The sequence below is a fragment of the Treponema parvum genome, from assembly GCF_017893965.1.
Taxonomy (GTDB): domain Bacteria; phylum Spirochaetota; class Spirochaetia; order Treponematales; family Treponemataceae; genus Treponema_D; species Treponema_D parvum.
On record NZ_CP054142.1, the window covers coordinates 1,239,421 to 1,264,697 of the forward strand.

Genomic DNA, 25,277 nt, shown 5'->3' on the forward strand with positions numbered 1-25,277 from the left:
GATATGAAAATTACGATTCTTAATGCGAAGCAAATGAGCGAAGTCTTTACCATGAAGGATGCGATTCAAGCCGATAAAGACGCGCTGCAATTGTATTCCGAAGGGAAAAGCAATATTCCGCTCCGTGCAAATTTGGACATAAAAAAGTACAACGGGCAAACCTTGTATATGTACGGTTATGCAGAGAACGCGAAGGCTTCAGGCGTTAAAATAGTTTCCGTGTATCCAGACAATATCGAAAAAGGATTGACGAGCGTTCCTGCGACAATGATTTTAGTCAACTGCGAAACCGGTGAAGTAAACTGCATGATGGACGGTACACATTTAACCAGAATCAGAACGGGAGCGGTCGCCGGAGCTGCAACGGATATTCTTGCCCGCAAGGACAGCAAAGTGTTCGCCCTTTTCGGAACCGGCGGTCAAGCCGAAAGTCAATTGGAAGCTGTGTTAAACGTTCGACATATTAAGCTGGTAAAAGTGTTCGACATAAACAAAGAGCGCGCCAAAACCTTTGCCGAAAAAATGACGCAAAAATTCGGCGCGAAATTCTCCGTTAAGATCGTATCGGCTTCTTCTGCGACCGAAGCGGTTCAAGACGCCGATGTAATCACGGCGGTAACAACTGCGAACGAGCCTGTTTTTGACGGTTCCTTGGTAAAAAAAGGCGTTCATATAAACGGAGTCGGCTCCTATACTCCGTCGATGTCCGAAATCGATGAAAAAATCATCGTCGGCGCCTCCAAGGTATATGTCGACACGAACGACGCTGTAAAAGAGTCGGGCGATTTGATAAAGCCGATAAAAAAAGGTGTTTTCAGTGCCGACAAGATTACCGGTGAACTCGGCTCGGTGCTGTCTGGAAAAATTCCGGGAAGAACTTCAGAAGATGAAATAACCTTTTTTGAGACGACAGGAAGCGCAGTGCTCGACCTTGTAACCGGACAGCGCATATACGAAAAAGCCGTTCAGGCAAAAATCGGCAGCGTTATCGAAATATAAAAAGAGCGCGCTGTTTTAACTTAACCGTACCGGGCGGAAAAATCCGCCCGGTACATTCGGTACAACGGTTTTGCTTCAGGAGCACATTGTTTTGCTATGAAAAAAGAAACTTTTAAAGTATTTGATTATACCGCCGCTACTATTGCGTACTTGATAGGCTCCGGCCTTGCAAGCGGTCAAGAGATAGTACAGTTTTTTTCGTCCTACGGTTTGGTTAAAAGCTGTTTGGCGGCTCTTATTATGCTTTTGATATTTTGCTGCGTTACGGTTGCAACTATTGAAACCGGCCGGAAAAAACGAATCAGCGAGGCGAATAATATATATAAGGTGTATTGCGGTAAATATCTCGGAACCTTTTTTGCGTGGCTGACTCCGCTCATCCTTTTTTCGATTTATGCGGTAATGATTTCCGGAGCAGGAACTTTGTCTGCTGAATACTTTTCTGTGCCGAACAGAATCGGCCGTTTGATTATGCTTATTCTTTCTTTAGGTACCGTTTTGTCGGGTTTTGAAAAACTTGTAAGCGTAATAGCAAAAATAGGTCATGTTATAATATTGATTATCATTGTGCTTTCCATATGCAGCATCGTAAAAATTACCGATTGGTCTGGCGCTTCTTCCGCAGCCATAGCCGAATACGGTTTTAAACGGGCTTCACCATCTTGGCTTTTGTCGGGGATCAACTATGCCTCTTTTTGCGCGCTGACGCTTTATCCATTTCTTGCCGAATTGGGCAATAAAATGAACAGCAAAAAAGAAGCGGTAGCGACAGGGTTGTTCAGCAGCTTTGTATTCTTTACGATTGCAATGCTGATTAACTTCAGCCTTTTGGGCAATATTTCCGCATTGGCGGGTAAAGAGATGCCTGCCGTATTTATTGCGAACCTGCTTTTTCCGCGTATAGGCGGCATAGGTTATTCCGTTATTTTATATTCGAGCATATACACGACCGCCGTTCCCATGCTGTGGACGACTTGCAATAGAATCGCTGTCGACGATAAAAGCTTACAATTTAAATTCTGCGCGGTGGTTTTAGCCGTCAGCGCGTATTTTATCGGCGGGCTACCTTTTAGCGTGCTGATTAATTTTATTTATCCGTATATAGGATATGTGGGTATTTTTGTGTTCGCATGTTTGATAATTACTATGTTGAAGCAACGAGAATTCTGATATTTTACTGACTGCTTTAACATAAGTGCTGCACGGATCTTAAAATTTCATGGAATAAATTTCGAATATTCAATATAATCGCTTTTATGAATTATTTTAAAACACTTTTGGAACTGTTTTGGCTTTTTTGCAAAATAGGAAGCGTTACGTTCGGCGGGGGAATCGCCATGCTTCCCATACTCGAGCGGGAACTGGTGGATAAAAGACACTGGATCGACAGTGACGAATTGCTTGACTATTACGCAATAGGGCAATCGACGCCAGGGATAATCGCCGTAAACGTTGCGACCTTTGTGGGCTATAAGCGGGCGAAATTTGCAGGCGGCGTTATCGCAACGCTCGGAATAATAACTCCTTGTATTGTGGTAATAACCCTGTTGGCGGCTTTTATAGGTTCCATAGATAAAATTCAATGGGTAAAAAAGGCTCTTTCCGGCATAAATGTGGCCGTCGCGGCAAATCTTACGTACGGGACGTTCAATATCGCAAAAAAATCCGTAAAGGACGCGGCGGGGATTTTTTTGTTTTTGATATGTTTTTTGGCAATATTTGTTTTAAATATTTCAACGATCTGGGTAATTTTTTCGGCGGCGGGATTGGGACTCGCTCAGCATTTTTTTATAAATTTCCGCTCGATTATGCGGCACCGCAAGGAATAATATGATACCTTCTCAATTTGAACTGTTTTTTATATTTTTTTATATAGGTCTTTTTACTATCGGCGGAGGGCTTGTGGCCATAACGCTTATGCAGCAGACCATTGTCGCTAAAGGATATATTTCACCTGAAAAATTTTATAATATGGTCGCTATTTCGGAGTCTACGCCCGGCCCTATAGGCATGAACATGGCAACCTACATAGGCTATGAGTTTTACGGAATTCCGGGTTCCATAATCACTACCATAGGGCAGGCGATGCCGTCCGTCATATGCATTCTGTTGATAGCATATTTCCTTTCAGGAAAATTTCACGAAAAACCCGTAATAAAAAACGTATTTAAGACGCTCCGTCCGGCAACCTGCGGAATGATCTTTGTGGCGGCTGTAAACGTTTTTGTTTTAGCCTTGATGAAACTTCCCGCAGATTTGTCGGCGCTTACTTTTCCTGCGACTTGGGTAACGCTTTTTCGCTGGGACGCGTTGATCTTTTACGTTTTTGCGCTCATCCTTCTGTTCAAGACAAAGCTTCACCCCGTAACCATTGTGCTTGCGGGCGCCGTTTTCGGTGTACTTTTTTTGTAAAAATGATATACTTTAAAAATGAGTACACATATCAATGCAAAAGAGGGAGATATAGCTCCCGCAGTTCTTTTACCGGGAGATCCGCTTCGTGCAAAATTTATTGCGGAAAATTTTCTTGAAAATGTGGTCTGTTACAACGAAGTTCGCGGAATGTACGGCTTTACCGGAACATTTAAAGGCAAAAGAGTTTCGGTTCAAGGAACAGGCATGGGGCAGCCGTCCTTATCCATTTATGCAACCGAATTGTTTAAATTTTACGATGTGCAAAAAGCGATAAGGGTGGGAACGGCAGGCGCGATCCAAGAAGATACACAGATAAGAGATACCGTTTTGGCGAGCGCCGCATGTTCTGATTCCTCGCTGATCACGCAGCGTTTCGGGAACCTTCATTTTGCACCCTCTGCAGACTTTGACCTTCTTTCCAAGGCTGCCGCCTTTGCAAAAGAAATGAATATACGCTACCAAGTGGGCGCCTGCGCTTCGAGCGACCTTTTTTACGACGACAACGATAATTGGAAAATTTGGGCAAAATACGGAGTTCTTGCCGTAGAGATGGAAGCTGCGGAATTATATACGCTTGCGGCGAAATTCGGCCGCAAGGCGCTCGCGATCCTCACTATAAGCGATCACATATTGAAAGGCGGTGAAACTTCTGCAAAAGAGCGTGAAACCACATTTTCCAATATGATAAACATTGCTCTGAACGCCATTACCGCTTAAACCTTTAATGTTACTGTACATAGAAAATCTAAGAAAACGGCAGAAGGAAACAGCCGAATGAAGCGGCCGATTGATTTTTATGGAACGATCGGCTTTAACTGGGAGGAAGAGAAGAAATGAAACCTACATTGCTTGTTTTAGCGGCGGGAATGGGTTCCCGCTACGGCGGCGTAAAGCAGATAGACGCCGTAGGACGCAACAATGAATGTCTGCTTGACTATGCAACTTATGACGCAAAAAAAAGCGGCTTCGGAAACGTAGTCTACATCATACGTAAAGATATTGAAAAAGATTTCCGCGAACGGCTGTTCGACCGTGTGGCAAAAAATTTTGACGCTTCATACGTATTTCAGACCAGAGAATCGCTTTTGTCACAGGAACAAATCGCCGTTTCCCGTGACAGAAAAAAACCTTGGGGCACGATACACGCGGTGTTGTGCGCTAAAGAAGCCGTCAAAGCTCCGTTCGCCGTCATAAACGCCGACGATTACTACGGAAGAAAGGCGATAGCCACGCTTGGAGATTACCTTGCCTCCGTCAAGAACGACAGCACCGAACATGCGATGGTGGGCTACGTTCTCGGAAATACGATGAGCAAAAGCGGTTCCGTTTCGCGCGGCGTATGCACGGTAAAAGACGGATATTTGGATTCGATCGTCGAAAATCTTAAAATTTTTTATGAAGGCAATAAAATCATAAGCTTGGTCGGCGACAAAAAAGTCGAGATGACCGGAAAAGAGTGGGTGAGTATGAATTTGTTCGGATTTACGCCGACGGCCTTTGTTGAATTCGAAGAATATTGGAAAAATTTTATCGATAAGAACGCCGCATCGGAAAAAGCCGAAGCCTTACTTCCCGTCGCCGCGGGAGAAATGATCGCAAATAAAAAAGGATCCGTAAAGGTGTTTACGTCGACGGAAAATTGGTTTGGAATGACTTATCCTGAAGATAAGGAAACGGTTAAATCCGCAATAGCCGAAAAGATCGACAGCGGCTATTATCCCGAGCGTCTGTGGGAAAAAAACTGATGCTAAAACTTAAGCCCGTCTTGTCCGAAAAAATTTGGGGTTACGAGCTCTGGATAGCTTCTACGCATTTTGACGGCGAACAAAAAGAGTTTTCGGCAGCTCTCGGCGGCGATTACCCGCTATTGGTAAAACTTATACAGGCTGACGACACTCTTTCGATTCAGGTTCATCCGGACGACGAGCTTGCGCTGAAATTTGAAAATTTGCCGCGCGGAAAAACCGAGTGCTGGTATGTTTTATCTGCAAAGCCTGATTCAAAGCTTGTCTACGGACTCAACGGTAAGTATTCGGCAAAAGAACTTGAAAATGCAATAAAAGAAAAAAAACTCGAGCAGTTTTTGAACACGGTTGAGGTTCACGCGGGGGATTTTATTTTTATTCCTGCAGGAACCGTTCATGCTATAGGCGGAGGGCTCAGGCTGCTTGAAGTTCAGCAGTCGTCGAACATCACTTACAGGCTTTATGATTGGGGGCGGGACCGAGAACTTCACGTTGACAAGGGAATAAAATCGATTAAGAATAACGGCCTTCAAAAGGTAATAAAATTTCCCGGAAAATTCGACTGTGAATATTTTTCACTCGAAGAAATCGATATTTCAGGCGTCTATGATTTTTGTGTTCCTTCGGGAAAAAATATTTATGATTGGCAGCTCGTTTTTGCCCTTAGCGGAAGCGGAATTATAAGAACTTTTCAAGAAAGAGATGCGGGTGGAAAGCCGAAGCAGGAGAATTTTACGGCTGAAGATATTTTCGCCCTTGCGCCCGGAGAAAAAATCAGTCTTAACGGGAACGCAAAGCTTATGAGGATCGCTTGTAAAAAATGATCGACATTTCCCTAAACATTTACAGGCTGTTTGCCCGTAAATGCAGGAGTTTTACCGGATCGATTACTCTTTTTCTTCGGAAAGTTTGGCGTTAAAGGCCTTTGCTTCGGCAATTACGTTGTCGGCCGTTTTTCCGCTTATCGGGTCGTAGTGGTCGAAAGAAGTTTCAAAACTGCCTGTCGCGCTCGTTATCGCGCGCAAATCTATCGCATAACGCAAAAGCTCCGCATGAGGCACTTGGGCCTTTATCTCTTCGATGCCGCTTCCTATTGTGTTTTGTCCCAATATCCGTCCGCGCCTTGACGATAGATCCGACATAATGTCGCCTACGTACTTTGTGTCCACCCAGACAGAAAGATTCAATATGGGTTCCAAAAGTATGGGGCTTGCCTTTACCATCGCGTCGCTCAAAGCGTTCCGCGCCGCAAGCTGGAAGGCAAGATCCGAAGAATCTACAGGGTGATCTTTACCGTCAAGAACCGTAACGTCTATGTCCGTTACAGGATAGCCCGCCAAAACGCCGTGTTCCATTGCCTGTTTTACGCCTTTTTCAACTCCCGGAATATAGTTTTTAGGAATTGCGCCTCCGAATACCGCGTTTGTAAACTTGTATTCCTCTCCGCGTTTTAAAGGCTGTACCGACAGGACTACGCGCGCGTATTGACCGTGTCCGCCAGATTGCTTTTTATGCGTATATTCCGCTTCCGCTTTCTTTTGAACCGTTTCACGGTAGGCTATCCGCGGTATGGAAGTTTCGACGGTTATGCCGGTGTCGGCTTTTATTCTTTCAAGAATTATGCTTAGCTGCAGTTCGCCCATTCCGCTTAAAACATTTTGACGTGTTTCCGCATTGTACTGGAACGTTAGCGTTCGATCCGTTTCCGCCGCTTTTGAAAGCTGGGTGCTCATTTTATCTTCCGCTTTTTTGTCGGCTGCGGCGACGGCTATCGAATATACAGGATCCGGATGACGCAGCGGTTTAAAACACATGGCCTCAGGGTCGGCCGCGAGCGTGTCGCTCGTTTCCGTTGCGGCGAGTTTTGACGCTATGCATATATCGCCTGCGGCGACGGCTTTAACTTCTTCAAGTTTTTTACCGATACAGCGGTAAATTTTGCCGATCTTTTCTTTTTTATGCCGTGTTATATTGTTCACTTCTACATCGGGAGTTAAACTTCCTGAAAGCACCTTTATGTAAGAAAGTTTTCCGCTGAATTGATCTCCCGCCGTCTTTACCACAAGCGCTGAAAAAGGTTTGTCCGGCAGAATTTTTACGGAAGCCGTTCCGTTTTCGGCCGTAACTGCGGTTTCAAGCCGTTCTAAAGGAGAGGGCGCTATGTCTGCCATAAAATCAAGCAAAGATACAAGGCCCGAATTGTTTATCGGATCGCCTGCGAAAACAGGCACTATTTTGTTTGCCGCAAAAGCGCTCTTGAGTCCCAAACTTATCTCTTCGTCCGACAGTTGTCCTTCGTCTATAAATTTTACAAGCAAATCGTCGTCGCCTTCGGCTGCGGATCCTGCAATCACGTCGCGGGCGTTTTTATACATTTCCATATAATCGGCAGGTATTTCTTCGGCTTTTTCGATTTCACCCGGAGCCGGCTTTTTATACATTTTACCTTTAAGAACGTCGATCACGCCTTTGTATGCCGAGCCGTTTCCTACCGGAATTGTGATAGGAGTGATCTCTACGTTGAATTTATCGTGAATATCCTTGTTTGCGGCGGCCACATTGCCTCTGTCGTCGTCTACGCGGTTCATAAACACCATGCGCGGTTTATTGCGCCTGTCAAGATCACGCCAAAGTTTTACCGTTTCTATTTGCGCTCCGCTTCTTGAATCCACAAGCATAAGCGCATATTCGCACGAACGAAAAGCTGAAATAACTTCTCCTACAAAATCGGAAGAACCGGGAGTGTCCCAGATATTCAGAATTTTATTATTCCATGTCAGATGCGAAAGAGTCGTATATATTGAAATTTTACGTGATATTTCTTCAGGTGAATTATCGCTTACGGTCTTACCGGATTCTACGTCGGCGGTTTGAGCAATCGCCTTTCCGACAAACATAAGATGTTCAAACAAAGTGGTTTTTCCCGTTTGCCCATGACCTGAGATGGCAGCGTTACGTACGTTTTTTGTTTCAAAATCCATATTTTAACCCCTTAAATTTTAATAAATCAACATTTATTTTTAAGCGAAAACTTAAAAGAAATATCTGTTTCTTTTATGATAAACTGAGATTATGGAATTGTAAATCATTATATGCCTTGCTTTAAAAAAAATATCGCCGCCGACGGTCAGAGCGGCTCTGTGCCGGTTGCCGCCGATTTGCGTTCCGCCGTTAAAATGAGTTGTGTCAGAATGCGTCGATGTATCGAATGCGCGCACGGAAGGCGTTGACGCGGGACCTGTCGTATGAATGTAGATGCGGACGTGCCGCACGCACGTAAACTCGGCGTACCAAAACGGTCGTTGACATTGCCGACGTATAAGTGATATTATTTTATCTACAATCTGTTATATTTCAAGGAGTTCCCATGTCAGGACACAGTAAATGGGCGACCATTAAACATGCAAAAGGCCTTGCAGATGCAAAACGCGGCCAGATATTTACAAAATTCATTAAGGAAATTTCCATCGCGGCGCGCATGGGCGGCGGTGATCCCAATTCCAATCCCCGGCTGCGCACGGCCATTTTAAAGGCCAGGGCTTCGAACATGCCCAAAGACAACATTGAACGTGCGATCAAAAAAGGTACGGGAGAACTCGGCGGAAAGGTTTTTGAAGAGCTCGTGTACGAAGGATACGCTGCAGGAGGAGTCGCCGTCATGGTTGAAGTTCTTACGGACAATAAAAACCGTGCGGCAGCCGACGTTCGAAACATATTCACAAAACACGGCGGAAATCTCGGTGTCTCCGGATCCGTAAGCCGCATGTTTACAAGAAAGGGTACAATCGCTTACGATGCCGAAAAGGTAAAAGAAGATGAGATTATGGAACCTGCGCTTGACGCGGGAGCCGACGATATTACAAACGAAGACGGAATCATCACGGTAACTACTTCCGCTGAGAATTTCAATACTGTAATGGAAGCCCTGCAGGCGAAGGGATTTGAGTCCATGTCGGGCGAAGTGGGAATGGTTCCGGAATCATATCAACCTGTAGACAAGGATACGGCTTCGAAGGTTCAAAAATTGATTGATAAACTTGAAGAAAACGACGATGTTCAGAATGTGTATCACACGGCCGAATATCCCGAAGATTTTAACCCGGAAGAATAAACCGAATTTTTAAGGCGGAGCGGCGATCGGCACGTTCCGTTTAATCGATGAAAGATCAACAGCGCATAAAGAATGTCCATAGAATTTTGGGAATAGATCCCGGGCTTGCTTTTACGGGGTTCGGTATTGTCGACAGTGTGGATAATCGGATAAAGCTGGTGACATACGGAGTTATCGAAACAAGCTCTAAAGATTCCCATTCAAACCGGCTTACAAAGATTTACGATGATCTTTCTGCGATTATAGATAAATTTAAGCCGAACGAGGCAGGGATGGAAACCCTTTTTTTTGCAAAGAACGCCGTAAGCGCTATGGGCGTTGCAGAAGCGAGGGGAGTGGTTACTCTTTGTTTGGCAAAACACGGTATTTTATGCGGAGAATATACGCCTAACCAGATAAAACAATCCGTTACCGGAACGGCTGCTGCCGACAAAAAACTGGTTGAAAAGTGTGTGAAAATTTTACTCGGGCTTGAAAAAGAACCAAAGCCGGATCACGCTTCAGACGCTCTCGCAGGCGCTATCACACATTTGAATTTTTCATCTGTTTTACGGCGTCTCTGACGAGCGAACTTTTTCCTTTTTTTACTATAAGAGCCTTGCCGTTTTTTATAACTACTACAAGGTCTTCTACACCGCATAAGGCTACCGGAATATCCGAATACACGAAGTTATCCTTGCTTTCGATTTCTATCGTTTCGCCGGGGTTTTTATCAAAAAGTTTTTCAAAGGCGTCCCAGCTTCCTATGTCGTCCCAATTAAAAGAAGAAGACACTGCGCAGGCGTTTTTCGTCTTTTCGGCTACGGATTTATCAATCGCAACGGCGGGTACCTTCGAATATGCCGCGTCCATTTCAGGCCACGAAGAGACATATTTGATTCCGTTTACAACGCCGATTTTCGGTTTATTTCCAGAAAGAAGATTTTCAAACGCTGCATAAGCGTCGTTTTGATGTTCTTTTATTTCTTTTAAAAGTGTTTTACAGGTAAAACCGAACATTCCGCTGTTCCATCTGTATTTACCGGATTTTACATATTCCGTCGCGGTTTTTAAGTCGGGTTTTTCGACGAATTTTTCTATTGCAAAAACGGAATCGCCTTCTGCCTTTCCGATTTTTATATAGCCGTAGCCTGTAGCCGGCTCGAGCGGCGGTATCGCAAAACAGACGAATTTGCCGTTAGCCGCAGCGGCACAAGCCTTTTTGCAGTCTAGGATAAAATTTTCTATGGGTTTGATTATATGATCGCTTGTAAGCACTAGGACCGAATGTTCCCTATTGTCGTCCGTGTAATCCGTCAAATTTAGAAAATTACATGCAAGAATGATCGGAGCCGTCGTATGCTTGGGCTCGGTTTCCGGCAATATATATAAATCGTCTTTTATTTTTTTCTTGTCATCTTCGGACATATCCGGCAAAAGATTTTTGCAATGCAGCGATACGGTCTTGTAAATGTCGCGTCGCGTAACTATCAGAATTTTTCCCTCAGGCTTTAAAGACAAGGCTCTGATGACTGCAAGCTGTAAAAAAGAGACGTTATCCGAAACGGTCATAAATTGTTTGGGATTTTCGGAACTGGAAGCCGGCCACAAACGCTCTCCGAATCCGCCTGCCAGTATTACGACATCTGTAAACATAAGTTCGTCCGTAATTTGATTTAAAGTTTTTCAAAGACGAAGTTGCAGAATGTTTTTATTCTGTTCATAAACGAAACTTCGATCCTGTTCTTAAAGAATAAAATTTTAGGAGCTTCTACGCCTCCTATTCCGTATAATATCCATTTTCCGTCTTCTTTGAAGACGATGATCACGGATTTCATGTTTTTTTTCGATATACATTTTATTTTACCGTATTCCAGATCATTAAGATTCGTATTTGTATACAGCAAAAGATCTTCGCTGCGGTAAATCAAAATATCGGTGTCTATGTTACCGATAGGCGACATTTCCAAAATTGCGGATATGTGCTCCGAATCTCCTTTTTTTTCCTGTGAAACAACCTTCGCGCTTGCGTACAGATCAAAATAACGTTCATGTCGCTCCGACCAATACGGAATACCTACATAAGAGGGAATATCTACGAGAATACCGTGTGTTTTTTGTATGATGTCGTCGTTGTTTTCAACCGGTCTAACCTGTATGACTTCCGCCAAATAAGCCGGATCCAAGTCTATGATCGATTTAAGCGCTTCGATGACCGCCTGATTTTCGGTTTCAAGACATATTTTTTTGATCGATCCGGTTTTTCTTATGAGAACTTGACCTTCTTGAATCTTTGAAAGCTCCTCGGTCGAAAGTTTATCGTTAAAAGGAAGCGTGAAGAAATTCTGTGCGGCAAATAAAAGGAACGCTAAGCAAAAATAATTTTTCTTTGTTAGTATTTTCATATTTTTACCAGTATAGCTTGTTACTAAATTGTATTCAAGGAAAATAATGAAAAGCCACGGAAATCAATTTTTGGCTAAAAGAGGTAACAATTTGAATTTTACATTATATGCTGTGATGCGTACGCTTCGTATTCTGAAATCTGTTAAAACGCTGCTATTGTTGCAATCAAGCCGAAGATGACGCCGGGCAAATTTGCCGCAGACAAAGGATAATCGCGTTTTTCTTTTAAAAGTCCGTAGGCCGTCCATATACTGCAGTTGACTGCGGCGGCTAATGGCTGTATAAACGGCGTTTTGTGTCCGTGCATATCGCCCCATATTTGCGGAATATATGATACGTACATGATTACCGAAAGCACTGTTCCGATCCAGCCCAAAATTTTCAGATTTTTTTCGCTCATTTCGTTCTCCAAACGGGTCTTATGTCCGTATGCGCCACTATATCGCAATTGCAAGAAAGACGCAATAAAGCTCACGGAAATCAATTTTTGCCACTGTGCTTTATACGATACAATATAAGTGATATAATCAACTGTCTTTTTATTTTGGAGGAGAAAATGAAAATTCTTATGGTATCTGCCGAAGCTGTTCCCTTTGCAAAGACAGGGGGACTTGCCGATGCCGTTTCCGCACTTTCAATAACGCTTTCTTCTTTGGGACATGATGTAAAAATAGTAATCCCCCGTTATTATGCGATAGATCGTTCTAAGATGACGAAGATCGAAGGCCCTATGGCGGTAAAGGCCGGTACTGCTGAAACGTGGACGGCAGTTTATGCCGCACCTATGCCGGGTTGTAAAACATTACCCGTATATTTTATAGATCACGAGCAATGTTTCGGACGCGACGCCGTTTACGGTTCAAAGGCGGAACCTGATTTTCACGACAACACGTACAGATTTTCGCTTTTATGTCACGGTGCTTTTCAGCTTTGCCGCAAATTAAACTGGTATCCTGACATCATACACGCCCATGACTGGTCCGCGGGTATTGCGCCCGTTATATTAAAACATCTTTGCCGAAACGACGGATTTCCTAAAACCGCAAGCGTCTTTACGATTCACAATATGGGATACCAAGGTGTATATTCCAAGGAAAAGTTTCCCGATCTCGGTCTTCCTTGGGATTTGTATTACGGTGCGAACTACGAAAATCACGGCGCCATAAACATAATGCAGGCGGCAATCGCATCGTCGGACATGATAACTACGGTTTCTCCTACCTATGCGCATGAAATTCAAACCAGCGAAGGCGGCTTCGGCCTTGACGGGCTTTTACGAGTAAGATCCGACGTCGTACGGGGGATCCTAAACGGTGTGGATAATGAAACGTGGAACCCGAAAATCGATAAATATCTTCCTGCAAATTATTCGGTAGAATCGCTTAAAAATAAGGCCGTATGCAAGGCTCATCTGCAAAAAACTATGGGACTGGATGTGAACCCGAATATTCCCGTGATAGGAATGATCACAAGGCTTGCCGACCAAAAAGGGATCGGAGCGCTTTTCGGCCCCACATACGGCTGCATGTATGATATCTGCAAAAAGATGGAAGTGCAGGTTGTTTTGCTCGGCAGCGGTGAAAAATGGTGTGAAGACGAAATTCTTTCTTTGCAGAGCAAGTTGCCCAACTTTAAGGCTACCATAGGCTATAAGGAAGAATTAAGCCACCTTATCGAAGCGGGAAGTGATTTTTTTCTTATGCCGTCAAAATACGAGCCGTGCGGATTAAATCAGATGTATTCGCTTTTGTACGGAACCCTTCCTATCGTGCACAAAGTCGGCGGTCTTGCGGATACGGTTTCAAACTATAATGAACACACCGGAGAAGGGACAGGTTTTATGTTCGACAACCTTTCACCCGGTTCGATATTCGACACGACCGGCTGGGCGGTGTTTGCATATTACAATAAAAAAGACCATATAAAGGCTATGCAAAAAAGGGCTATGAAATCTTCATTCGGATGGAATATTTCAGCGGAGAAATACCTCGAAGTCTATAAAGAAGCCCTTTTTCGCGGCTGTGGAATAAGATAGCGCGAGTTTGCGATGCAAACCGATCGATGAAACGTGCGAACGGCATAAGCCAAGGCTGAAGGATTCTCATCGAATTTTCCGCACAGAGGCAACAGAATGTTTTTCGAATATTAAAATTCGAACCATTGGCCTTCCGTCGTCATGTACCAGTCGGCCAGCACCGTTCCCAGTTCAGGATTATACCAGGATATGCTTCCGTCGCGGTTCAACACTACGAGACGGCTTGAATTTCGCTCTATTTTGAGCGGAAGAGATGCAGATCGTTTATAATTAAATTGCCTTTTCGTAGCGGTATTGTATGAAATTATCTTGGATTTACCGAGATTCGTATAGATAAAAGACGAATACAGTTTGATAAACGCGTTAGGATCTTCATCGTTCAGCTGCATTATCGAAGTTATCGCTCTTGTTTCCGGTGTTAATGAAAAAAGCTCCGTTCTTGAATTTCCCGAACTGTTTTCATAAACGCTTATGCCGTATAATGCCGTATTTTCCGTATAATTAAGAGAATATGTTACATTCGAAGACATGGACACGGGAACGGTTTCCTTTGTTTTTACATCGATAAATATGAGGGACGACGGCGGATTTGTCGCCGACGATTTTGCTACATAGAGTATGTTTTCGCCGTACAGCGCCGCATCTTGAAGAGCCGAACCCTCGTATAGCCGCTCAAAATTATTGTTTTTAAGATCGTATTTATTGACGGTCGTATTTCCTTCCAGAGCGATGAGAGTGTCGCCGAAAAGCCTTAATGACTGCAAATTTTTGGAAGGCATAAACAGATTTGTCGTTGCTTGACGATTCAAATTTATGAGCTGAACAGGCCTGACAGAATTGCGCGTCCATAAAATAAGATTATCGTTATATGTTATGATATTCGTCTGATTTGAATTTTCCGCCGCTTTATCTACAAAACTGTTGTCATACGAGGATTTAAACACGGCATTTTTAGTAAGAAAGTAAAACGATTCTCCTGCCTGCGAAATATCGTATATCCTGTCATATATATCGTCGGTTAAAGGATATAAAGGAATTTGACTCGGACTCGAAGCATAGTCCGAATCTGTTTTATAGATATGCCCTTTTTGAGAACCTAACAGAATGTCGTTCCCTGATTTTACACCGCATACTATAGCTTCGCCTCCCGGAAGTTTGCTTATCGTTTTTACGGTTTTCGGATTTCCTACTGTGTTATTGTCAAGGTTTTCAAGAACTTTTAAAGCGTAAGCCTTGCCGTCAGATTCAAGGTAATACAGGTCTCTGTCAAAGCGCGAACATAAAAGCAGCGGATTTGAGGCCTTGACAAATTTTGCTTCAGTTCCCGTTGTCGCCTGAACAACGCTTATGCCGGCGTCGTTAACTCCCGCAAAAAAAACGTTGTTATTGAATAAGACGGGCTGCTTGAGACCTTGTGCGACATTAAAGCGGGCCTTTTGTCGGCCGGTACGCATGTTTATGTAGGTGAGCGATCCCGCAGGGGAATACAATACCATGCTGTTTTCGGTAGCGCTCGAACGCGCCATAGAAATAATACCCGATTGCTCTTGTATTTTTCCTGAAATTTGAGATCCTGACGACGCATTTAAAAACACAATTCCGTTTACGGTTGCGGTTCCGACGATCAGATATGTTCCTTTTTCGCTGTAGGAAAGAGCGGTTACGGCGTTGGAAAATCTTTTTGCATACTTTCTTGTCAATGTCTTCCAATTCCAAACGCTCACGCGGTTTACAAGCCCTCCGTCGGTTTCGTATACCGCTATGTCCGTTCCGTTCGGAGATCTCGCTATAAGACGAATTTCAAGGTCGGAAATTTGATAATGTTCTCCGGAGCCGTCTTCAGTCCATTTTATTAAAAATCCGTCTTGACCGGCGGAAAAAAAGGAATTTTCATCAGCCGAATTTCCTATTTCAAGCGAAGCGAGGGCGGTAACCGAGTTTTGATGAGATTGCATGGAAATATGCGATTGTGCGTTCAGCTTAAACTGTGCATTTAACAAAAACATAAATGAAGTAAATGCGATAACGTATACAAGTTTGTTTTTCATTTTTTTCCTGCCGATAAAATAAAATAACGGATATCTCCTGAAATTCCTATAATAAAAATAAAAGCTATAATAGCGAGTCCGACATATTGTACATAATATTGGATTTTTGGCGGAATCTGACGGCGGAAAACAAGTTCGACCAAAGAAAAAAAGATCAGGCCGCCGTCCAAAACGGGAATCGGCAAAAGGTTGAGTATGAATAAGGACACGCTTATCATAGCTAAAAACTGCAGCGTGTTTACCGTACCGGCTCTGATTCCTGCGGAAAATCCGTCTTTTACGGTGTCTCCTAGCATAGTCGTAATCCTCGCCGGACCTGAAACGGCGTTCGTTATCTCTACGCCCTTAAATAGCACAAAAATACTTTTTACGGTAATTATGATCAAATCCGTCGTCGAACGCAGCCCCTTTAGAATTGCAGGAAAAAAGGGAAGGGGCTTTATTTCTCTTTTTTCGGAATCGCCTGAACTTGCAACTCCGATTTTGCCCGTTCCCTCCGATCTGTTTATGTCGGAACGGACAGTAAAATCCAAAAGTTCTCCGTCCCGCTCTACGCGGATTTTAATGTCTTCGTCGGGTCTGACTGAAACAAGTTCCACAATATCTGAAAAATCGTTTACTTTATTTCCGTCTATCTCTTTGATTATATCCCCGGTAAGTATGCCCGCCTTTCTTGCAGCGGAATCGGTTTCAGGATAAATTTCGTCCGCAAGTATTATCTTTGCAGAAGGAGCGTAATAAAAGGTTCCCATCATCGCAATAATGGTAAACGCAATAAATGCAAAAAAAAGGTTAAAAAAAGGGCCTGCAAAGGCTATCAGAGCGCGTTTTAGAGGGCATACGCCGTATAAAGAATCTTTAGGAGCCTCTATCTTTGAAAGACCTTGTTCCACCGCCTGTGAAAAGTCTTTTTCTCCTTTCATGCCGCAATATCCGCCTAAGGGTAAGAGCGAAAGCCTGTAATCCGTATTTTTTATTTTTTTATGAAAAAGAACCGGTCCCATTCCTATGGAAAAAGCCTCCACTTGGACTTTAAATAAGCGCGCTACAAAGAAATGCCCCAATTCATGAAAAAAAACCAAAAAACAAAGAAGAAAAAGACCGTAGATTATAGTCAAAGCGCTTCCTCTGCGTATCTTCTTGCCGCTCTGTCAAAGGCAAAGACGTCGTTAAAATCTTTAGCTTCTTTTGTCCAGTCGCGCTCTAAAACACGTCTTGTGACGCGCGGAATATCGGTAAAACCTGTTTTTCCTGCAATAAAAGCGTCTACCGCTACTTCGTTCGCCGCGTTATAGGCTATCGCGTATCCGCCTTTTTTTTCAGCTGCGTCAAAAGCCAATTTCAGCATAGGAAAATCTTCGCTGCGCGGTTTATAAAAGGTCATTTCAATATCGAACAGATCGAATTTTTTCATATAGTTGGGTATTATGGACGGCCATGTGAGGGCTGAGATTATGGGATGCTTCATGTCGGGTTCGGAAATCTGCGCGTACATTACTCCGTCTTTTGTGCGTATGATAGAGTGCACCAGGCTTTGCGGGTGCACTACCACTTGAATTTTTTGCACCGGAAAATGAAACAGGCGACAAGCTTCTATCACTTCAAGTCCCTTGTTTGCCAGCGACGCGGAATCTACGGTTATTTTACGTCCCATGTTCCACGTAGGGTGTTTTAAAGCGTCTTCAAGCTTTATATGCGCAAGTTTTTCTTTGGGCAATGTTCTGAAAGGTCCTCCGCTTGCGGTTATTATAATATTTGCAATATTTTCGCTTCCGTAGCGTTCCGCAAGATTAAATACGGCGGAATGTTCAGAGTCCACGGGAATTATCGAGCATTTGTTTTTCTTTGCAAGAGATTGAACAAGGTGTGCCGCCATGACTATGGTCTCTTTGTTTGCGAGAGCTAGGTCTATGCCCTGTTCAAGTACGAGTTTGGACGGTTCAAGTCCCGCAGAGCCTGCGATACCGTTTACGACAATATCCGGACGGCATTTATCTATAAGTTTTTTTATGCCCTCACTTCCGTCACGGGAAGTCAGCGAATATTCGCAGTTAAATTCTTTTGCAAGTTGAGACAGCAGTTTGATATTTGTGTGGGCGCTTAATCCTACCGCGGAAAATTCACCGCTCATGTTTCGAATGACGTCGAGTGTGTTTTTGCCGATAGATCCGGTACAGCCTAAGACAAGAATTTTTTTCATAGTTTACAATCTTAAAAAGAAGGTTTCGACCCGCCGAACATAAAATTCACTATCAGATAAAAGATCGGGCATGCAAAAAGTATGGAATCTATGGAATCCAAAAGCCCTCCGCGCCCCGGCATTATATTCCCACTGTCTTTAAATCCAGCGTCTCGCTTTATAACCGATTCCGCAAGGTCTCCGATTATGCCCGCGCTTGCAATGATAATCCCTGTCGATACGGCTTTCATAATAGAGCCGAAAAAAACGTCCGGCCACAAAATTTGTGCAAGGACAGCCGCAAGAACGGCTCCTATGTATCCGCCTATAAAACCGGCGACGCTTTTATTAGAACTTGCTTTTATTACGCCTCTGTTATTTTTTCCTAATGTCATACCGAATAACCATGCAAATGAATCGCACATGAATATCATAAAAAGAAAGGAAATTATAAGTTCGGTAGAGCCTTTTAATACGGTAAGTCTTGATACGAAGGTCAACAGGTACCCGGAATAAAAAACATTGAAAACAGCCGTCGTCATGTGTTCTACGGAATGATCAAAATCGGAAGCCGTAAATACTTCGTATGATAAAATGAGTAAAAAACAGAACAAAAGCGAAAGGTCTATGTAATGAAGCGGAAGTTCCGTGCGTGTACATATTAACCCAACAGCGGAAGGAATCAGGCTAAGAAATACTATAAAGGGCAGGGGAAACTGTTTTTGTTTTTTTGCGAGGAGGGCGTACATTTCTTTTGTCGATAAAAAAACGCAGGCCATAATGACAAAGTGTAAGACAAGATGGTTATACGAGGAGAGCGTTACAACGCCTATTACGAGAGGCATTCCTATAAAAAAAACCAAAAGCCGCTGAACAAGTTTGTTCATTACGAACCTCATTTGCTTAAAACTGCCCCAAAACGCCTGTTGCGTTTTTGGTATTCAATAATATTTTTTTTAAACTCATCTTCATTATAATCGGGCCACAGTGTATCTGTAAATAGTAATTCCGCATAGGCCGCATGCCATAACAAAAAATTACTTAAACGGTACTCGCCTCCCGTACGTATAAGAAGATCTACGTCCGGTAGTTCGGGAATGTCAAAAGCTCTTGAAAGCCTCTCTTCCGTCAAGGCTTCAAAATCCTCATCCTCGGCGGAAAGTTTTTTTATTCCTCTTATTATTTCGTTTCGGCCGCCGTAGTTTACAGCTAAAACCACGGTCATTCCGGTAAAAGCCGAAGTTTCTTCCATCGCCTTTACGATCTCGGTCTGAATATCTTCGCTAAGCCCCGAAAGATCGCCTATGTGCTTTATTCGTATTCCGTTTTGTTTGTAAAATTCAAATTCGGCGCGGAGATGCCCTTTGATCAAATTCATAAGGTAGCCGACTTCTTCCTGTGTTCTCTTCCAGTTTTCAGTGGAAAATGTATACAAAGTCACATACCGTATGCCGAGCTTTGCCGCCTCCGCTACGATTTTTTTTGCCGCCGTCAACCCTTCTTTGTGACCGAACGTACGCGGAAGTTTTCGGTTTTTAGCCCAGCGTCCATTGCCGTCCATAATTATGCCTATATGGACGGGAAGACAGTCGTTTTTAATTACAGTATCGGGCATCAGCCTTCCATTATTTCTTTTTCTTTTGCGTCGTAAATCTTGTTTATTTCGGCAATAAACTTGTCGGTCTCTTTTTGCATGTCGTTTTCCGCAGTTTTCAGTGCATCTTCGGTCAGTTCGCCGGCTTTTTGCTGTTTTTTTAACTCTTCATTTCCGTCGCGGCGTATGTTTCTGATCGCAGTGCGGCTGTTTTCGGCAATGCCTTTAATTTGCTTGACAAGTTCTTTTCTTCTGTCGGCCGTAAGGGGCGGAATAGAAATTCTTATAACCTTTCCGTCGTTGGAAGGATTCAATCCGAGGTCGGCAAGTCCTATTCCTTTTTCAATTTCGGTAATCAGAGACTTGTCAAACGGTTGAATGACGATCGTCCTTGCTTCGGGAATTGAAATCGTCGCTACTTGATTGAGAGGAGATTTCGCTCCGTAGGCCGAAACCCGCACCCTGTCGAATATTGCGGCGGAAGCGCGGCCCGTACGTATGGCACTCAAGGATTCTTTAAAAGCTGAAATGGTCTTTTCCATCCTAGCCGAATAAGTTTCGTTTGACATTTGTTTTTCCTCAAAAAATTGTAGGGTATCCCGATGTCTGGAATACCCGGATTAAACTATTTTCCAAGAATGTACAGCACAATATCACCGAACGATAATGTTGCGCCGACCGATTTTCCTATTTCCGCAAGTTTTTCACAAACGGTCTTTTTGTCGTCTTTTACGAACATCTGATCAACAAAACATATTTCTGCCAGGTGTTTTTTAATCTTTCCTTGCAAGATTCCGTCTTTGACGTTCTGCGGCTTGGAAGCCGTTTTTTCGTCGTTGTCCATCTGCACTTTAAATATTTCCTTTTGCTCCTCTATGTAGCTTTCGGGAACGTCTTTTTGTGTGATATAAGACGGCGTAAACGCCGCAAGATGAAGACAGCAGTCATATGCGAATGTTTCAACCTCAGGCGCAGTGGAGCCTTTTATTATCGTGACTGCGCCGGTTTTATGATCGCTGTGAATATAGGTTTTTGCAACTGCTCCTGAAGGAATGTCAAGCAACGTCAGGCGGCGTACGCTCATGTTTTCTCTTATCTTTGCCGCAAGTTCAAGGAGCATGTCTTCATGTTCTTTTTCGACTTTTCTGTAACCTTTGGCAAAAGTAAGATCCAAAAGTTTTTCACCGAGCGCAATAAAGTCTTCGTTTTTTGCCACAAAGTCAGTCTCGCAAGTTACTTCGATCATTGCAACTTTGTTGTCCTGTATGCGCGCAAAGATTCGCCCTTCAGCAGTCGCGCGTTCGGCACGCTTTGCAACGGCGGCCAAGCCCTTTTCTTTTAGAATTTTTTCGGCTTCCGCCATGTCGCTGTTGGCTTCAGTGAGAGCTTTTTTACATTCCATCATGCCTGCGCCCGTCTTTTCGCGCAGAGCTTTTACATCCGATGCTTTTATATCCATATATTGAACTCCGGTAAGTTATTTATAAAATTTGTCTTCGTCGGCGGCAAGATCGTCTTCTTTTTCATCAGCTTCGGCGTCTTCTTCTTTTGTTTCCGTCGGCTGATAATTGGAATAATCGTCGATCTCTACGTCTTCGCTTTTTACGGCGGCGTCGGTCTGTACGCCGTCTTCATCTTCGTTTAAGTTTTCGATGATCTTAAGTCCGGCGTCGTTGTCGGCTTCGATAACCGCGTTTGCTATGATTGACGTAAATAGGGATATTGCGCGGATAGCGTCGTCGTTACCGGGAATAGGGTAATCGATTCCTTCCGGATTACAGTTAGTATCTACTACGGCTATTATGGGAATTCCCATGCGGCGGGCTTCGGCAACGGCTATCTGCTCTTTATGCGTGTCTATGATGAACACTGCCCCCGGCAATTCCCGCATTTCCTTTATGCCGCCGAGGTTTTTTTCAAGTTTCGCCTTTTCTTTTTGCAGTGCGGAAACTTCTTTTTTTGTAAGATTTTCAAAAGTGCCGTCAATTTCCATCTTTTCGATTTTTTTGAGGCGCTGAAGCGATTTTTTTATCGTGCTGAAATTGGTAAGCATTCCGCCGAGCCAGCGGTTGTTTACATAAAACATTCCGCAGCGTTCCGCTTCTTTTTGAATGGCTTGCTGGGCCTGTTTTTTTGTCCCTACAAATAAGACGGTTTTACCTGAAGAGGCAACCTTGTGAACTGCGTCATAGCTGTCTTTTATCGCAGCTATGGTTTTTTGCAGATCGATAATATGGATCCCGTTGCGCTGAGCAAAAATATATTTTTTCATACGGGGATCCCAACGCTTTACCTGATGACCGAAATGAACACCAGATTCAAGCAGACTTTTCATGGTTACAACTGCCATGATTAACTCCTTCACCGGCGTATTTTAAATACGCCACCTTACTCTGTTTCTCGTAAAAAAACTATGTTTTTTTCGGAAGATTCGGATCACACATAAAACACACGGTTCCTGCATGATTCAGCAAAGCTATTCAAGAATGGAATAGCCTTGAGATTTTAAAATATCATAAAGATTGGAAATAGGCAAGCCTGCGACAGAGCTCATAGATCCTTCGATTTCTTTTATAAAGCAGGAAGCGAGTTCCTGTATTCTGTAACCTCCGGCGGCTCCGTGCCATTCTCCGGTTTTTACATACCACTCTATTTCCTTATCGTCCATCTTGCTGAACGTAACTTTTGTAATGTTTGTCGATGTTACGATCTTTTTTTGCCTCCCGTTGTAAAGAGCTATCGACGTTATGACAAAGTGCTGCCGCCCTTGCAGGGCATTTAAATATTTTGCCGCTTCTTCCGCACTGGACGGCTTTCCGTATAATTCACCGTCCATACAGACCATAGTGTCTGCGCCTAGTATCCAAGGAATGCTTCTTTGCCGAGGCAGCATATTTATACAACCTTCCACCTTTCTTACCGCAAGTTTTTCAGGGACTTTAAAAACATTGCCGCTTTTATCTATGTTTTCGTCTATATCGGGAATAATTACCTGAAACGGGATGTTTAACATTTTCAAAATGCTTTGCCGTCTGGGAGACGACGAAGCTAATATTATAGACTCCATAAGAATCCTCGCTTGACTTTTTTATTGAATATTTATATGGTCATTTTACCTTGAGAGATTAGCTCATCTGGATAGAGCGTCAGCCTCCGGAGCTGAAGGTAGCGCGTTCGAATCGCGTATCTCTCAAAAAAAGGCTGCCCTGATCAAAGCACACTTAAAAAAGATCGAAGTGCGCTTTTAACGTAACGGCAGCCTTTTGTAATTTAAATACGGCTGTCCAAAATTTGAGTTTTCGGACAGTTCTTATGAATTTATAAGCCGATCACTGCTTTTTATTGCCTGCGCCTCCCTTCATCTTAGTCAACAGCTCTATAGCTCTTTTTCTTACGGGCGTAACGTAGCGGTAGTCCGCCGCAATTTTTCCGATCGATTCCAGCATAACCGACCGGTCGGATACCGACGGAGCAAGTTTTTCATATGCGTTTAGAACTTCAAGAGCCATGCTGCTGGCAGGGTTCATCGTCTGGTTGTGGCGGTTTGCAAACGCGATGACATTTACAACTTCGTCGTTATCGTTCATTCCGATTTCGCCCAAGGAACGGATAGCCGCCGTAATGACCATAGGTTCGTTATCCGCAAGAGCGATTTTTACCAAAGTGTTTTTTGATTCTTTTGTAGGAACCTTTGCAAGAAGATCGCAAGCCTTTTTGCGCACGTCAGGATAGTTGTTCATCAGGCGGCCGTTAGTCTTGCTTTGAGTGGTAATGCCTTCTCCCGCAAGCTGATCGAGAGCCGCGGCCATATCGGGAGTAGCTCTTCCTTCATTTATTGCGTCTTCAAGATATTGCAGCGCCACAAATTTATTGTCGCGCTGGTCTGAATTTGCCAACTCTGTAATGATAACATCTTCCATACTGCTTAAATATTCGCTTTCAACGGATTGTTCCTGTTTTTGGGCGGAAAGTCCCGCGCATACGAAAAAACACACGGCGAAGCCGACTGCAATTCTTTTTATCAATGTCATAAATCCTCCAAAACAATAAGCCGTTTTCTATAAAACATTATCGGCAATTAAAACAAATTGCACATCAAAACACGATCAAATTAATATACCAAACAATCGCATTCAAGTAAACAACGCGGCCGCACAATATGCAATAAGCGATGACGCGCTGTAAAGATCGTCATTCTATTTCAGGCAAATGAATGAGCCACCGACCGCCGGTCTTTATAAAATTATAATACACGATGACGGAATTTTCTTTAGTGACTTGTATCGCTTTTACGGATTCTGAATTGATGTATCGGATTTGGTCTACGACGCGGCCCTTTCTTGACGGAATAAAAACATAGTTAAAATAATCCTCAAGGGTTCTGATCGTTATACCCTTTACGGGGAGCCGGCTTGACGCCTTTGCCAAATTTCTTGGGTTTTGCCAGTAAGCCAATGACGAAGGTTCGACGAAGGTTTTCCATCGGTTGAAGTCCTTTCTCGCCATGACAGCGTCAAGACTTTCTATGAGCGATAAAATATCCTTTCGATCCGCTTCAAAAGTGTCTTTTGAAACTGAAGACGAAGGGCTCATTTCGCTTATGGCCTTATTGTATTCTTCGTCTTCTTTTGTTATCGTTCGTGCGCTCTCCGCAGCAGAACTTTGTTTAGTTGTGTTTTTCTCTGCAGCCGGCACGGAATCGGCCGTTTGGGTTGACACGCAGGAAAAAAATAAAACCGAAAATCCGGTTATCAGACAGAGTAAAAAGTTTTTCATGCGTAAATGATACTATGCTTGAGCGTTTTCGTCAAATCTGATATCATATTAAAAATGACGGCGGCAGTACTTCCCGGATCGTTCGATCCTCCAACTTACGGACACTTAAGCATTATAGAACGGGCAAGCAGACTGTTCGATTCCATCGACGTCGTCGTCGCAGTCAATCCCGATAAGCATTATCTTTTTACGGCCGAAGAGAGGGTCTCGATGATGGAATACCTTCTTAAAGATTATAAAAATATTTCGGTTCACATATGCAAGTGCCTTATAGTAGATTATGCAAAAAAGATCGGCGCGAAGGTGCTTTTACGAGGAATAAGAAACATCAACGATTTTGCATACGAATTCGACCTTTCAATGATGAATCATACCCTCAATCCTGAAATCGATACGTTATTTGTTCCGTCCGAACAGCGGTACGCCATAGTAAAGTCCAGCTCGATCAAGGAACTCGCTCAATTCGGCGGCGATATTTCAGGGATGGTTCCTCCGATTGTTGCAAACGCTCTGTATAAAAAATTTTCAAAATAAACATACTTGCCGTAAATTTACAGCTGGACTTCAAGCGACGGCGGGGTAGTGACTCTCCGCCGAATAAAACGTTCTTTAGTGTTTTTAAGCGGCGCCGTTTGTGCCGCTTAAACATTGGATTTTTTTATGACATTTTTTTAAAAAGTGTTTGACAAAATTAAAGAATAAGGTATAATGCATTGACACTCAGGTTAAATCTGTTGTAATATTTTTCCTGTTATATTTGTGAATTATAAACTTATAGCGAGGTTTAAATATGGCAGTACCTAGAGCGAAAACTTCTAAGGCCGTTTCCCGGAGACGCAGAGGAGTGAATATGCATTTGGATGCCCCGCAGCTTGTCGAATGCAGCAATTGCGGGAATCTTGTATTGCAGCATCACGTATGTCCTAAATGCGGTTTCTATAGAGGACGACAGGTGATTACGCCTGAGACGAACGGTTAAAACTATCAGGA

Annotated in this window: 27 protein-coding genes and 1 tRNA gene; 13 read left to right on the forward strand and 15 right to left on the reverse strand. The window is 43.4% G+C overall.

The features are described from left to right. Window positions 1-3: 3 nt before the first annotated feature. From HRQ91_RS05435 to HRQ91_RS05465, 7 genes are all read left to right on the forward strand, one after another. A complete protein-coding gene (locus HRQ91_RS05435; protein WP_210120613.1) occupies window positions 4-999 on the forward strand; it encodes an ornithine cyclodeaminase family protein in 996 nt (331 codons plus the stop codon). A 96-nt stretch (window positions 1,000-1,095) separates the two neighbouring features. Further along, window positions 1,096-2,169: a YkvI family membrane protein gene (locus HRQ91_RS05440; protein ID WP_210116582.1), complete on the forward strand. Its 1,074-nt coding sequence runs from the start codon at window positions 1,096-1,098 to the stop codon at window positions 2,167-2,169. Between the two features lie 86 nt (window positions 2,170-2,255). Next, window positions 2,256-2,828: a chromate transporter gene (locus HRQ91_RS05445; protein ID WP_210120614.1), complete on the forward strand. Its 573-nt coding sequence runs from the start codon at window positions 2,256-2,258 to the stop codon at window positions 2,826-2,828. A 1-nt stretch (window position 2,829) separates the two neighbouring features. Next, the gene (locus tag HRQ91_RS05450; RefSeq protein WP_210120615.1) at window positions 2,830-3,411 is read left to right on the forward strand and encodes a chromate transporter; all 582 of its coding nucleotides are present in this window, start codon (window positions 2,830-2,832) and stop codon (window positions 3,409-3,411) included. A gap of 18 nt (window positions 3,412-3,429) precedes the next feature. After that, the gene (deoD, locus tag HRQ91_RS05455; protein ID WP_210120616.1) at window positions 3,430-4,131 is read left to right on the forward strand and encodes a purine-nucleoside phosphorylase; all 702 of its coding nucleotides are present in this window, start codon (window positions 3,430-3,432) and stop codon (window positions 4,129-4,131) included. Window positions 4,132-4,247: 116 nt separating this feature from the next. After that, window positions 4,248-5,159, forward strand: a complete 912-nt coding sequence (locus HRQ91_RS05460; RefSeq protein WP_210116578.1) for a nucleotidyltransferase family protein — start codon at window positions 4,248-4,250, stop codon at window positions 5,157-5,159. Further along, complete coding sequence (locus tag HRQ91_RS05465; protein WP_246473293.1) at window positions 5,144-5,983, forward strand: type I phosphomannose isomerase catalytic subunit; 840 nt, start codon at window positions 5,144-5,146, stop codon at window positions 5,981-5,983. The genes HRQ91_RS05460 and HRQ91_RS05465 overlap by 16 nt, the downstream gene beginning before the upstream one ends. A 63-nt stretch (window positions 5,984-6,046) precedes the next feature. Here the strand turns inward: HRQ91_RS05465 and HRQ91_RS05470 are convergent, their stop codons facing one another. Then, on the reverse strand, window positions 6,047-8,140 hold the full coding sequence (locus HRQ91_RS05470) for an elongation factor G (protein WP_210120617.1): 2,094 nt from the start codon (window positions 8,138-8,140) through the stop codon (window positions 6,047-6,049). Window positions 8,141-8,526: 386 nt separating this feature from the next. On the opposite strand from HRQ91_RS05470, the gene HRQ91_RS05475 reads away from it, so the two are divergent. Together HRQ91_RS05475 and ruvC are read left to right on the forward strand one after the other, a co-directional pair. Next, entirely contained in the window at window positions 8,527-9,270 is a 744-nt protein-coding gene (locus HRQ91_RS05475; protein WP_210120618.1) for a YebC/PmpR family DNA-binding transcriptional regulator, read from the forward strand. A 47-nt stretch (window positions 9,271-9,317) separates the two neighbouring features. After that, window positions 9,318-9,833 carry a crossover junction endodeoxyribonuclease RuvC gene (gene ruvC / locus HRQ91_RS05480; RefSeq protein ID WP_210120619.1) on the forward strand — a complete coding sequence of 172 codons (516 nt, stop codon included), beginning with the start codon at window positions 9,318-9,320 and terminating at the stop codon, window positions 9,831-9,833. Here the strand turns inward: ruvC and HRQ91_RS05485 are convergent. The 3 genes from HRQ91_RS05485 to HRQ91_RS05495 all read right to left on the reverse strand — a co-directional run bounded on the left by HRQ91_RS05485 (window position 9,793) and on the right by HRQ91_RS05495 (window position 12,055). Then, window positions 9,793-10,905 carry a mannose-1-phosphate guanylyltransferase gene (locus HRQ91_RS05485; RefSeq protein WP_210120620.1) on the reverse strand — a complete coding sequence of 371 codons (1,113 nt, stop codon included), beginning with the start codon at window positions 10,903-10,905 and terminating at the stop codon, window positions 9,793-9,795. The two genes, ruvC and HRQ91_RS05485, sit on opposite strands and share 41 nt — an antisense overlap. A 20-nt stretch (window positions 10,906-10,925) precedes the next feature. Continuing rightward, window positions 10,926-11,654: a DUF6675 family protein gene (locus HRQ91_RS05490; RefSeq protein ID WP_210120621.1), complete on the reverse strand. Its 729-nt coding sequence runs from the start codon at window positions 11,652-11,654 to the stop codon at window positions 10,926-10,928. A 143-nt stretch (window positions 11,655-11,797) separates the two neighbouring features. Then, window positions 11,798-12,055 (reverse strand): SemiSWEET family transporter, encoded by a 258-nt coding sequence (locus tag HRQ91_RS05495; protein WP_210120622.1) that lies wholly within the window; start codon window positions 12,053-12,055, stop codon window positions 11,798-11,800. Between the two features lie 156 nt (window positions 12,056-12,211). Here HRQ91_RS05495 and glgA point away from each other — a divergent pair, with 156 nt between their 5' ends. Next, window positions 12,212-13,690, forward strand: coding sequence for a glycogen synthase GlgA (gene glgA, locus HRQ91_RS05500; protein WP_210120623.1), 1,479 nt, complete (start codon window positions 12,212-12,214; stop codon window positions 13,688-13,690). Between the two features lie 110 nt (window positions 13,691-13,800). Here glgA and HRQ91_RS05505 read toward each other — a convergent pair whose 3' ends face one another. The 9 genes from HRQ91_RS05505 to HRQ91_RS05545 form a co-directional block, all read right to left on the reverse strand. Next, window positions 13,801-15,738, reverse strand: coding sequence for a WD40 repeat domain-containing protein (locus HRQ91_RS05505; RefSeq protein ID WP_210120624.1), 1,938 nt, complete (start codon window positions 15,736-15,738; stop codon window positions 13,801-13,803). Further along, window positions 15,735-16,856 carry a M50 family metallopeptidase gene (locus HRQ91_RS05510; RefSeq protein ID WP_210120625.1) on the reverse strand — a complete coding sequence of 374 codons (1,122 nt, stop codon included), beginning with the start codon at window positions 16,854-16,856 and terminating at the stop codon, window positions 15,735-15,737. Before HRQ91_RS05510 ends, HRQ91_RS05505 begins: the two co-directional genes overlap by 4 nt. Then, window positions 16,853-17,938, reverse strand: a complete 1,086-nt coding sequence (dxr, locus tag HRQ91_RS05515; RefSeq protein WP_210120626.1) for a 1-deoxy-D-xylulose-5-phosphate reductoisomerase — start codon at window positions 17,936-17,938, stop codon at window positions 16,853-16,855. The genes HRQ91_RS05510 and dxr overlap by 4 nt, the downstream gene beginning before the upstream one ends. Window positions 17,939-17,949: 11 nt before the next feature. Beyond that, window positions 17,950-18,804, reverse strand: coding sequence for a phosphatidate cytidylyltransferase (locus HRQ91_RS05520; RefSeq protein WP_210120627.1), 855 nt, complete (start codon window positions 18,802-18,804; stop codon window positions 17,950-17,952). Between the two features lie 8 nt (window positions 18,805-18,812). Next, window positions 18,813-19,532 carry a polyprenyl diphosphate synthase gene (uppS, locus tag HRQ91_RS05525; protein WP_210120628.1) on the reverse strand — a complete coding sequence of 240 codons (720 nt, stop codon included), beginning with the start codon at window positions 19,530-19,532 and terminating at the stop codon, window positions 18,813-18,815. Further along, entirely contained in the window at window positions 19,532-20,080 is a 549-nt protein-coding gene (frr, locus tag HRQ91_RS05530; protein WP_210116565.1) for a ribosome recycling factor, read from the reverse strand. Before frr ends, uppS begins: the two co-directional genes overlap by 1 nt. A gap of 56 nt (window positions 20,081-20,136) precedes the next feature. After that, a complete protein-coding gene (gene tsf, locus HRQ91_RS05535; RefSeq protein ID WP_210120629.1) occupies window positions 20,137-20,970 on the reverse strand; it encodes a translation elongation factor Ts in 834 nt (277 codons plus the stop codon). A gap of 18 nt (window positions 20,971-20,988) precedes the next feature. Next, window positions 20,989-21,861: a 30S ribosomal protein S2 gene (gene rpsB / locus HRQ91_RS05540; protein ID WP_210116563.1), complete on the reverse strand. Its 873-nt coding sequence runs from the start codon at window positions 21,859-21,861 to the stop codon at window positions 20,989-20,991. Window positions 21,862-21,987: 126 nt separating this feature from the next. Further along, on the reverse strand, window positions 21,988-22,578 hold the full coding sequence (locus tag HRQ91_RS05545) for a Maf family protein (RefSeq protein WP_210120630.1): 591 nt from the start codon (window positions 22,576-22,578) through the stop codon (window positions 21,988-21,990). A 52-nt stretch (window positions 22,579-22,630) separates the two neighbouring features. Here HRQ91_RS05545 and HRQ91_RS05550 point away from each other — a divergent pair. Next, window positions 22,631-22,704: transfer RNA gene (locus tag HRQ91_RS05550), tRNA-Arg, on the forward strand. 136 nt (window positions 22,705-22,840) lie between these two features. Here the strand turns inward: HRQ91_RS05550 and HRQ91_RS05555 are convergent. Both HRQ91_RS05555 and HRQ91_RS05560 read right to left on the reverse strand, forming a co-directional pair. Beyond that, on the reverse strand, window positions 22,841-23,542 hold the full coding sequence (locus HRQ91_RS05555; RefSeq protein ID WP_210120631.1) for a HEAT repeat domain-containing protein: 702 nt from the start codon (window positions 23,540-23,542) through the stop codon (window positions 22,841-22,843). 160 nt (window positions 23,543-23,702) lie between these two features. Then, window positions 23,703-24,287 (reverse strand): hypothetical protein, encoded by a 585-nt coding sequence (locus HRQ91_RS05560; protein ID WP_210120632.1) that lies wholly within the window; start codon window positions 24,285-24,287, stop codon window positions 23,703-23,705. A 54-nt stretch (window positions 24,288-24,341) separates the two neighbouring features. Here HRQ91_RS05560 and coaD point away from each other — a divergent pair, with 54 nt between their 5' ends. Together coaD and rpmF are read left to right on the forward strand one after the other, a co-directional pair. After that, window positions 24,342-24,821: a pantetheine-phosphate adenylyltransferase gene (coaD, locus tag HRQ91_RS05565; RefSeq protein ID WP_210120633.1), complete on the forward strand. Its 480-nt coding sequence runs from the start codon at window positions 24,342-24,344 to the stop codon at window positions 24,819-24,821. A 256-nt stretch (window positions 24,822-25,077) separates the two neighbouring features. Beyond that, on the forward strand, window positions 25,078-25,266 hold the full coding sequence (rpmF, locus tag HRQ91_RS05570; protein ID WP_210120634.1) for a 50S ribosomal protein L32: 189 nt from the start codon (window positions 25,078-25,080) through the stop codon (window positions 25,264-25,266). Window positions 25,267-25,277 lie beyond the last annotated feature (11 nt).